We start from the raw sequence: 6,264 nt of genomic DNA on the forward strand, positions 1-6,264 counted from the left end.
CCCAAGGCGATTTGATGATGGTGGGTGGCTTTGCGGCGCTCATGCTGCTGAACGTGTGGGGCCTGCCGCTCGCCGTGGCCTTGCCGCTGGCCATCGCTGGCATGGGCCTGCTGGGCTGGGCCCTGGAGCGCGCCGTCATCCAGCCGGTGTTGGGGCAACCGGCATTCGCCATCGTCATGCTCACCTTGGGCCTGGGTTACATCGCGCGGGGGGCCATCACCATGCTGCCCAACGTGGGCACCGACACGCACGCCCTGAACCTGCCCTACACCGGTCCGGTTGCGCTCGGGGGGGGCGTCGTGGTGGGTGTGGAGCAACTGGTTGTGATCGGGGCCACGTTGCTGCTGTGCGTCGGCCTGTATGCCTTGTTTCGTTACACGCGGGTGGGCGTGGCCATGCAGGCCGTCTCGCAAAACCAATTGGCGGCTTACTACATGGGCATCCCGGTGCGTCGCCTGAATGGTTACGTGTGGGCCTTGGCCGCGGGGGTCGCAGCGGTGGCCGCGGTGCTGCTGGCGCCCATCACCTTCGTGCACGCCAACATGGGTCTCATCGGGCTCAAGGCCTTTCCGGCAGCCGTCATCGGCGGCTTCGGTAGTCTTCCGGGCGCCCTGGTGGGCGGGGTCATCATCGGCGTGGTCGAGGCCTTGGCGGGCTTCTACCTGCCCGATGGCGTGAAGGATGTCAGCGCTTACGTGCTGGTGCTGGTCATGCTGATGGTGCGACCCCATGGCCTGTTCGGCGAGCGGCTGAGCAAGAAAGTCTGAGGGCGCGGCCGCCATGCGTTTCTTGTTCAAGACGTCGTACGACCAGGACATCAACCTGATCGAGCACAGCGGCCAAGCCTTTTGGTATGGCCTGCTGATGGTCGTCCTCGTCAGCGCGCCCTGGTGGCTGGACACCTACCCCCTGGACCAGCTCAGCTTCGTGCTCATTTACGGCATCGTTGGCCTGGGCTTGATGGTGTTGGCGGGCTACACCGGCTTGTTTTCCATGGGACACGCAGCCTTCCTGGGCGTGGGCGCTTACGCCCAGGCCTTGTTGACGGCGGCCGGCTGGCCCTTCTTTCTCAGCATTCCAGCCTCGGGTGCCCTGGCGGCGGCGGTGGGTGTGGTGGTGGGCCTGCCAGCGCTGCGGGTCAAGGGCATCTACCTGGCCATCGCCACCTTGGCCTTTGGCTTCATCGTCGAAGAAGTCATCGCGCGCTGGGAGCCGCTCACCGGCGGCAACACCGGGCTGATGGTCAAAAAGGCGCAGGCCTGGGGCTGGACGATCGAGAGCGACCGAGACTTCTACTTCCTCTGCCTGACGGTGGCTGTGTTGAGCACGCTGATCGTGCTCAACCTGCTGCGCTCGCCCACCGGCCGCTCCTTCGTGGCCGTGCGCGACTCCGAGGTGTCGGCGCAGTGCATGGGCATCCACCTGGCCCGCACCAAAACCATGGCCTTCGCCATCAGCGCCTTTTTCACGGGCGTGGGCGGCGCCCTGTATGCCCACAAGGTCACTTACCTGACGCCCGAGCAATTCGGCATCTTGCAAAGCATCGATTTGTTGCTGCTGGTCACCATCGGCGGCTTGGGCTCGGTCCATGGCGCCTTCCTGGGCGCTTTGTTCCTGGTGACCGCCCCGCAGGGCATCGCCCTGGTGAAAGACCATCTGCCCCCCGCCATCGGACAAGCCCCGGGGCTGCAGCCCTTTGTGTACGGGTTGGTGCTCGTGGCCATCGTGCTGTTCGAGCCCCGCGGGCTCTATGGCCGATGGCTGAAGGTGCGCACGTGGCTGCAACTGTTCCCCTTCTACCGACGTGGCCTGTTCAAGCGGCAAAAGAGTTACCAAAAGTCGGAGCGCCTGCGATGAGCGACGTGCTGCTGTCCGTCCGCGACCTCAGCCGCCATTTCGGTGGGGTCAAGGCCGTGAACCGGGTGTCGTTCGACGTGCGCCGTGGCGAGGTCTTCACCCTGATCGGCCCCAATGGCGCGGGCAAAACCACCGTCTTCAACCTCATCAGCCGCCTGTACGACCCCAGCAGCGGCGACATCCGGTTTGAAGACCAAGTGCTCTCGGCCCAACCGGCCCACGCCATCGCCCGCCTGGGCATCGCTCGCACCTTCCAGAACATCGAGTTGTTCGAGTACGCCAGCGTGCTGCAGAACCTGCTCATCGGTCGCCATGTGCACCTGCCCCGCTCGCTCTGGCGCGAGGCCCTGTTCCTGCCCAGCGTGCGCGAGCAAGAGCGCCAGGCGCGCCGGGAGGTGGAGGAGGTGATCGACTTCCTTCGCCTTCAGCACTACCGCGACAGCCTGGTGGCCGGGTTGCCCTATGGCGTGCGCAAGATCGTCGAGTTGGCCCGTGCGCTGTGCATCGGGCCCAAGCTGCTGTTGCTGGACGAGCCCAGCAGCGGGCTGAACGTCGATGAAACCCGCGATCTGGCCTTTTGGATCGACGACATCAAGAACCTGCTTGGCGTCACCGTGCTGATGGTCGAGCACGACATGAGCCTGGTGACACGGGTCAGCGACCGGGTGCTGGCCATGAACCAAGGCGAGGTGCTCGCCCTGGGCACAGCCGCTGAAGTGCAGCAAGACCCGCGTGTCATCGAAGCCTACCTGGGCGCCGGAGCCACCGCATGAGCGTCCTCGAGGTGGCCAACCTGGAGAGCGCCTACGGCCCCGTCAAGGCGGTTCGTGGCGTCAGCCTGGCCGTGCCCGAGGGGCGCATCGCCACCGTGCTCGGGCCCAACGGTGCGGGCAAGACCACCCTGCTCAAGACGCTCAGTGGCATCGTCGACCCCAAGCGCGGCAGCGTTCGTTTCGCGGGTCAGGACATCACCGGCGGCGACCCCGCCGACATCGTTCGTCAGGGCTTGGTCCAGGTGCCCGAGGGGCGGGAGGTCTTCCCCCTGCTCAGCGTTCGCGACAACCTGCTGATGGGCGCCTACACCCGACGCGACCGAGACGGCGTGGCCCACGACCTCGAGCAAGTGCAGACCTACTTCCCCATCCTGCGCGAGCGTGCGCAGCAAGACGCCGGTTTGCTCAGCGGCGGCCAACAGCAGATGCTGGCCATCGCCCGTGCCCTGATGGCTGCGCCGCGCATGATCCTGCTCGATGAACCCAGCCTGGGCCTGAGCCCCAAGCTCACGCACGAAATTTTTGACATCGTCGTGCGAATCAATCGCGAGCGGGGCACGACGCTGCTGATCGTCGAGCAAAACGCCCACCTTGCCCTGGGAGTGGCCGACATCGGCTTCATCCTCGAAAACGGCCGCATCGTGGTCGAAGGGAGTTGCCAAGCCTTGCGCGAACGCGCAGACATCCAAGAGTTCTACCTCGGCCTGCAACAGGACGCCGGCGCCCGCGGTGAGCGGCGTTGGAAACGCAAGAAGAGTTGGCAATGAGCCGAAGCGTTCTCTGGGCCCCGTTCGTGCCGGGCGCCACCCAACACGATTTGCCAGGCGACACCATCCCGGCCTTGTTTTGGCAAGGCATGGGCCAACGCGGCGACCGTGTCTTCTTGCGCGAGAAGCAACTGGGTATTTGGCAATCGTGGACCTGGGCCCAAGTGGGCGCCGCGGTGCAAGACATCGGTGGCGGGCTCGTGGCGCTTGGCATGCAGCCTCACGATGTGGTGGGCATCCTGGCCAACACACGGCTCGAATGGCTGTTGGCGGACCTCGCCATCCAGAGCGCCGGCGGCACCGCCAATGGCATCTATCCCACCGACTCGCCGTCCCAGGTGCACTACTTGTGCGAAGACTCGCGCACCTCCATCCTCTTTGTCGAGGACGACGAGCAACTGGACAAAGTCCTCGACGTTCGCGATCGCTTGCCTGCATTGCGCTGGATCGTGGTCTTCGACGACCGGGGGCTGGAGCGCTTTGACGACCCCCAGGTCATCACGCTCAAGGCCTTGCGCGAGCGCGGCCAATCCCACGGCGCCACGCTGCAAGCGCGCGCCCGGGCCGTGCAACCCGAGGACCTGGCCATCCTGGTGTACACCTCGGGCACCACCGGCAAGCCCAAGGGCGCGATGCACACCCAAGCCGGCTTGGTCTATGGCGTCCGTGCGGCCGCCACCAACCTGCCCCAGAGCGACTCCGACGAGCGCATCTGCTTTCTGCCCCTGTGCCACATCGCCGAACGCATGATTGGCGCTTACTCCGCGGTCCTCACCGGCGCGACGCTGAACTTCGTCGAAAGCCCCGAAACCTTCGCCGAGAACGTGCGCGAAGTGGCGCCGCACATCTTGTTTGCCGTGCCACGGGTTTGGGAAAAGTTCTACAGCGGCATCCGCATCGCCGTGGCCGAAGCCACGCCCCTTCAGCAACTGGCCTATTCCTGGGCGGTTGGCGTCGGCATGCGGGTCGCGAAGTGCGTGCTGGCAGGCCAGGCCGTGCCAGCGCTGCTCAAGCTCCAGTTTTATGCGGCCGATGCGCTGGTACTGGGCAACATCAAGCGCATGCTGGGCATCCACCGCGCGCGGGCCGTGCTCAGCGGAGCCGCCCCCATTTCGCCCGACCTCATCCAGTGGTACCTCGCCCTGGGGGTGCCCATGCTGGAGGGCTGGGGCATGACGGAAACCGGGGCCTACGGCACGCTCACGCAGCCCAACGCCATGCTGCCCGGCAGCATCGGTTCGGCGGCCTACGGCGTGGAGATGCGCATCGACCCTCAAACGGGTGAGATCCTCACGCGCGGGCCGCATCTGTTCAGGGGCTACTTGAACCTGCCGGAGAAGACGGCCGAAGTCATCGATGCCGAGGGCTGGTTCCACACCGGCGACGTGGGCACGGTGGACGAGCGAGGGCGGTATCGCATCACCGATCGCATGAAAGACATCATCATCACCGCCGGGGGCAAGAACATCACGCCCAGCGAAATCGAGAACCAACTCAAGTTCTCGCCCTACATCACCGACGCCGTCGTTGTCGGAGACCGTCGCCCCTACTTGACCGCGCTGGTCATGATCGACCAAGAAAACTGCGAGCGCTATGCGCAAGAGAACGACATCCCCTTCTCGAGCTTCGCCAGCCTGGCACGCGCTCCGCAGATTCACGCCCTCATCCAGCAAGACTTCGAGCGCGTGAACCGTGAGTTCGCTCGCGTGGAGCAAGTGAAGCAGTTCCGCATCCTGGACACCCAACTCACCGCCGAGGACGAGGAACTGACGCCCACCATGAAACTCAAGCGCCACTTCGTGCAGCAAAAGTACGCCGATTTGATCGAGTCCATGTACCGCGCTCCCTGAGCGCGTCACCATCCCCAGGAGACCTCATGAAGCACCTTGTCATTCCAACCATCCTGGCGTTCAGCGCCGGCTTCGCCACGGCCCAAACCCAGGGCGTCAGCAAGAACGAAATCGTCATTGGCTCCATCCAGGACTTGTCAGGGCCGCTGGCCGGCTATGGCAAGCAAGCGCGCAACGGCATGCAGTTGCGAGTCAGTGAACTCAACGAGCAAGGCGGCGTCCACGGTCGCCGCGTGACCCTCAAGGTTGAAGACTCGGGCTACGACCCCCGCAAAGCCGTGCTGGCGGCCCAAAAGCTCGTCAACCAAGACAAGATCTTCCTGATGGCCGGGCACGTCGGCACCGCCCACAACATGGCGGCCATGCCCATCCAGTTCGAACGCAACGTCATCAACTTCATGCCGCTGACGGCTGCGCGCGAGATGTACGAGCCCTTCCACCGGCTCAAGTACTCCTTTGCGGTGCCCTACTACGAGCAAGTGCGCGTCATGCTGCCTCGCCTGGCCAAAGAAAAGAAGAGCCAAAAGATCTGCGTCCACTACCAAGACGACGACTTTGGTCAAGAGATCGTCAAAGGCGCAGAGGCTGCCACCCAAGCCATGGGCGTCTCGATCGCCGAAAGGACCAGCTTCAAGCGCGGTGCGACGGAGTTCTCGTCGCAAGTGGCCAAACTCAAAGCCGCTGGATGCGACATGGTCGTGATGGGCACCCTGATCCGCGAAACCATCGGCACCATCGGTGAAAGCCGCAAGACAGGATTCAATCCCACCTTCCTTGGTACCAGCGGCGCCTACACCGACCTCATCCATCGATTGGGCGGGCGTGCCATGGATGGCTTCTATGCCGCCATGACCGTTCAGCACCCCTACTTGGACGAGGCCAGTCAACCCATTCGCTTCTGGGCCAACAAGTACAAGACCCAATTCAACGAAGACCCCACCGTGTTCTCGGCATACGGCTACATCATCATGGACGCGTTCATTCGAGCCGCTGACAAAGCCGGCCCGAACTTGACCA

At 64.3% G+C, this 6,264-nt stretch carries 5 protein-coding genes and 1 pseudogene; all 6 read left to right on the forward strand.

Translation table 11 applies throughout. The features are described 5' to 3' along the window. Positions 1-767: branched-chain amino acid ABC transporter permease (locus tag O9335_RS15645; RefSeq protein ID WP_298389775.1), on the forward strand; the 767-nt coding region annotated here is incomplete at its 5' end. Positions 768-780: 13 nt separating this feature from the next. Further along, positions 781-1,857 (forward strand): branched-chain amino acid ABC transporter permease, encoded by a 1,077-nt coding sequence (locus tag O9335_RS15650; RefSeq protein ID WP_298389779.1) that lies wholly within the window; start codon positions 781-783, stop codon positions 1,855-1,857. Then, positions 1,854-2,615, forward strand: a pseudogene (locus O9335_RS15655) (ABC transporter ATP-binding protein); the annotation flags it as partial. The gene O9335_RS15650 and the pseudogene O9335_RS15655, both read left to right, overlap by 4 nt. Positions 2,616-2,626: 11 nt before the next feature. After that, the gene (locus O9335_RS15660) at positions 2,627-3,397 is read left to right on the forward strand and encodes an ABC transporter ATP-binding protein (RefSeq protein WP_298389785.1); all 771 of its coding nucleotides are present in this window, start codon (positions 2,627-2,629) and stop codon (positions 3,395-3,397) included. Continuing rightward, complete coding sequence (locus O9335_RS15665) at positions 3,394-5,247, forward strand: long-chain fatty acid--CoA ligase (protein ID WP_298389795.1); 1,854 nt, start codon at positions 3,394-3,396, stop codon at positions 5,245-5,247. Before O9335_RS15660 ends, O9335_RS15665 begins: the two co-directional genes overlap by 4 nt. Before the next feature lie 26 nt (positions 5,248-5,273). After that, a partial coding sequence (locus tag O9335_RS15670) for an ABC transporter substrate-binding protein (RefSeq protein ID WP_298389797.1) occupies positions 5,274-6,264 on the forward strand: 991 nt, incomplete at its 3' end.

Source organism: Inhella sp., assembly GCF_027532025.1.
Taxonomy (GTDB): domain Bacteria; phylum Pseudomonadota; class Gammaproteobacteria; order Burkholderiales; family Burkholderiaceae_C; genus Inhella.